4 protein-coding genes are annotated in these 3,496 nt (G+C 39.0%); 3 read left to right on the top strand and 1 reads right to left on the bottom strand.

Annotation, left to right across the window (positions count from 1 at the left end):
• The first annotated feature begins 654 nt into the window (after window positions 1–654).
• The 3 genes from NB504_RS17125 (at window position 655) to NB504_RS17115 (ending at window position 2,354) form a co-directional block, all read left to right on the top strand.
• Entirely contained in the window at window positions 655–1,143 is a 489-nt protein-coding gene (locus NB504_RS17125; RefSeq protein ID WP_309303454.1) for a dual specificity protein phosphatase family protein, read from the top strand.
• Between the two features lie 158 nt (window positions 1,144–1,301).
• Window positions 1,302–1,742, top strand: coding sequence for a hypothetical protein (locus NB504_RS17120; RefSeq protein ID WP_029190018.1), 441 nt, complete (start codon window positions 1,302–1,304; stop codon window positions 1,740–1,742).
• A 147-nt stretch (window positions 1,743–1,889) separates the two neighbouring features.
• Window positions 1,890–2,354: a GNAT family N-acetyltransferase gene (locus NB504_RS17115; protein WP_170889025.1), complete on the top strand. Its 465-nt coding sequence runs from the start codon at window positions 1,890–1,892 to the stop codon at window positions 2,352–2,354.
• Window positions 2,355–2,512: 158 nt separating this feature from the next.
• On the opposite strand, the gene NB504_RS17105 is transcribed toward NB504_RS17115, so the two are convergent.
• The gene (locus tag NB504_RS17105; RefSeq protein WP_017046804.1) at window positions 2,513–3,349 is read right to left on the bottom strand and encodes a beta-1,6-N-acetylglucosaminyltransferase; all 837 of its coding nucleotides are present in this window, start codon (window positions 3,347–3,349) and stop codon (window positions 2,513–2,515) included.
• Window positions 3,350–3,496: the final 147 nt, after the last annotated feature.

The following is a 3,496-nucleotide window of genomic DNA, read 5'->3' as shown; positions in this document are numbered from 1 at the left end:
GGTTAGTGTTTTTCAAGTTAACAAAAAGTTTTGTTCTTGGGTTTTGAAAGTATTGTTGTCAATTGGTTGGCCTAACAAACGGCTCAAGAGGGATTGCCAACGCTTGGCGACTTTAGTGCAAAATTGAAGTTCAGTGTTTACGGTGTGTTTTTTGAGTTCGGCGGTGCGTTGTCAACCCCTTAGCCGGGCGTTAGGCAAAGTGAGTTTTTATCAGCTAAATCGAGTTGAAATTGAACGGTAAATTCCATGTTTTGTGGCTTAATTTAAGCAATAAATAATCATCACATATTTGTCGTTTCTTGATCGTGTTGGGTTGTTTAACGTTGTGAATTCATCGGTGAAATAACCTTCAGCATCCAAACGTCCGCCGAGAATGCTACGCTCGTCACTTTTCTTCCAAATCGCTCAATTTGAGTTTTTTTGTTTCTTTGCTGATTCAGCATTTTGGTTTATAAATGAATCGGTTAGTTTGTTTCAAGTTTACAAACAAGCTCGTTCTTTGGTTGTGAAAGTGTCGGTGTCAATTGGTTGGCCTAACAAACGGCTCAAGAGGGATTGCCAACGCTTGGCGACTTTAGTCCAAAATTAAAGTTCAGTGTTTACAGTGTGTTTTTTGAGTTCGGTGGTGCGTTGTCAACCCCTTAGCCGGGCGTTATGTGTTTTGAGGCTCAATTGGAAAATCTTTTCTTCGTAACAAACTCTGTAGCAGGACGCTGTGGGCCAGATAAAGTCATGTGGGATCTAGAAGAGTTATGGTCATCTGGAGTTCGGGCAATTATTTCGGTCAATGACGGAGAGAGTGTCCATATTTCACGCCTAAAGGCTATTGGTTTTGCGTATGAACACATTCCTCTTTCGAGTAATGCACCAGTTCAAAGTGGTGATTTTGAGGTTTGTCTTGATGCACTACCTCGAATTATCAAGTTCATTGAACAAAATGAGACTCAAGGCAAAGTTGTAGTACATTGCAAATCAGGCAAAGATCGGACAGGGCTAGCATTAGCAGCATACCTTTTAAAATCCAAAGGGTTCGGTGTAGAAGAATCAATGGCGGCAGTAAAGGATGTTCGTGATATTGCATTCAGTGCACCAGACTGGGACTGGTTTACAGAAAAGGTTTTGGTTGGTCTGTCTAACACATAACAAACGCCTCAAGAGGGACTGTCAACGCGCGGCGTTTCCAGTCCCATTGAGCCGCGGTGGTTTCGGTTGTTGTGTTTGAGTTTAGTGTTATGCGTTGCCAGCCCCTTAGGCGGGCGTTATGCTCTAGTCATAATCAAACTATTTTGGAATTTATCACAATGAAAAAATTAACAATTCTAGCTCTTTCATCACTGGCTTTCTTCTCATCTAACACTTTTGCTAGAGATGATGTGGGTAATTATTCGATTACAAAGGCAATGAGCTCTGAAGTGGCTAAATCTAAATTAGGCACTGAAGTTTCATTTTACTTTGGCGAGCAGAGTTACGGCAAAGTTCTCAAAGAATTAGGTGAATTTAAAACCAGTAAAAAAACGAACGCTTTCAATAAAACAGATGAAGAAGCGTGCAATTGGGTTTTTCTTTCCGCCATGATTGCTCTTAAAGACAGAGCGATAAAAGAGGGTGGAAATGCAGTAGTTAATATCAAATCAAATTACAAAAATAACCTCACTTCAAGCAACGATACTTTTCAATGTGGTGCTGGAGCCGTAATGGCTGGAGTTGCATTGAGTGGTGAAGTTGTGAAGCTCAAAAAATAAGCATAACAAACGGTTAAAGAGGGATTGCCAACGCTCGTCGATTTTAGTTCAAAATTGAAATTCAGCGTTTACGGCGTGTTTTTTGAGTTAAGTAGTGCGTTGTCAACCCCTTAACCGGGCGTTAGCTGAATGGTGGTAAATATCAGCATGATCGAAATTAGAAAGTATCAAGAATCAGATGCACTTGATTTATGGGCTATTTTTTATCATACGGTTCGTAATGTGAACTTACGTGATTATTCGCAAGACCAAGTTGAAGCATGGGCTCCAGATGGTTTTTCTTCTGAGATTTGGCAACAAAAAATGAACTCGCTATCACCTTTTGTTGCTGAAATTGATGGAAAAATTGTTGGTTATAGTGATCTTCAAGAAAATGGATTAATTGATCATTTCTTTTGTCACCATGAACATCAAGGTCAAGGAGTCGGACGACAGTTAATGGAACATGTACTCAGAATGGGTGAATTACAAGGAATTACTAAGTTTTATTCTGAGGTGAGTATTACAGCTCGTCCGTTTTACGAGAGATTTGGTTTCAAGGTGATACAAGAACAAACCATAGAAGTTCGCGGTAAAAAGCTGCGCAACTTTGTTATGGAGAAATTCAGCTAACAAACGCTTCAAGAGGGACAGCCAACGCGTGGCATTTTTACTATGCGTTGGTTTGTGTGGTTACGGTGCTATGCGGTAAGTTGGTAGTAGAGTTGTCTGCCCCTTAAGCGGGCGTTAGGTTTCTTTGAGCCACCCCGTTGAGGGTAGCTCATTAAAAATTAGACTGTTGCAGCGAGGTGATGTTCGATCCTATCCAAGACTTTAGCATCTTCTAATAGGTCAAATTTTCGAGCGAAAAGGTTAGGGCTCGAAATTAAGTTAGAAATATCGGCCATTGTAAACGTCCTCGGTCTAAGCTTTATATCTCCATCTGGTACCCAATCGATAAGTCGCAAGTCATCTTGAATTATTTCACCATGACAATCGTTATTCATCATAACTGTTTGGAAAAATCCTTCATCAGCAATAAATGTATTTTTATAAAATTCTTTATAGGGCTGAGATGCATCCGTGTTACAAACAAAATCACAGAATTTTCGTGACACAATCATCCATTGGGTGCCAATAAATGGTGTTATCCCTGACATGAATTTTCTAGCTATTTTAGGTCGGTAAATATGCTCTTTATATTCAAAGCACATATTTTGTATGCGGTTCATCGTTTCAGGCCTAGCTTCATTTTGGTCTAGTGCTCGAATAAATTCCTTGTCTTTATTATTTGACAAAAACTCATGAATATATGGCTGAGTTTTCAATGGAAAATCTTGTCCACTTAGGTTTATAAAATGCGTCCAGCTTTTGTTCATATTCAATAGCTTAGCCATACCACGAAGTTCAATATTAACTAAACTATACCCACCCCATAGTGCATTTTCTGATTCAAGAATTTCAGCATTTTGGTAATCATTTAGAAACAAAGTTATTTCATCTGAAATTTCTTTTCCAGAAGTTTTGTCAACATGGATAACGTAATGATTATTTGGGTGGTATATTGCATGAAATAGCCGTTTAAATTGATCTGGATAGCGGTGAACGAGAATAAGATAAGCAATCATTAGATCATTCCTTGAGAAATCTGGAATATTTATTTTCACGCTCCAGTTATCTCAGTTAGGGAATGTATGTTCTGAGTGGTAAGGCGTGTTCTTATCCATAGACTATATGGGGGTTCTGTCTTGATTAATCAATAGCAATGAAATATA

The organism is Vibrio sp. RM-69-4 (genome assembly GCF_024743775.1).
In the GTDB taxonomy this organism is placed as follows: domain Bacteria; phylum Pseudomonadota; class Gammaproteobacteria; order Enterobacterales; family Vibrionaceae; genus Vibrio; species Vibrio anguillarum.
This window is presented reverse-complemented; position numbering and strand designations above follow the sequence as displayed.

Coding starts and splice junctions, on each gene's coding strand:
- NB504_RS17125 (WP_309303454.1), top strand. CDS start 655: ATGTGTTTTGAGGCTCAATTGGAAAATCTTTTCTTCGTAACAAACTCT.
- NB504_RS17115 (WP_170889025.1), top strand. CDS start 1,890: ATGATCGAAATTAGAAAGTATCAAGAATCAGATGCACTTGATTTATGG.
- NB504_RS17105 (WP_017046804.1), bottom strand. CDS start 3,349: ATGATTGCTTATCTTATTCTCGTTCACCGCTATCCAGATCAATTTAAA.
- NB504_RS17120 (WP_029190018.1), top strand. CDS start 1,302: ATGAAAAAATTAACAATTCTAGCTCTTTCATCACTGGCTTTCTTCTCA.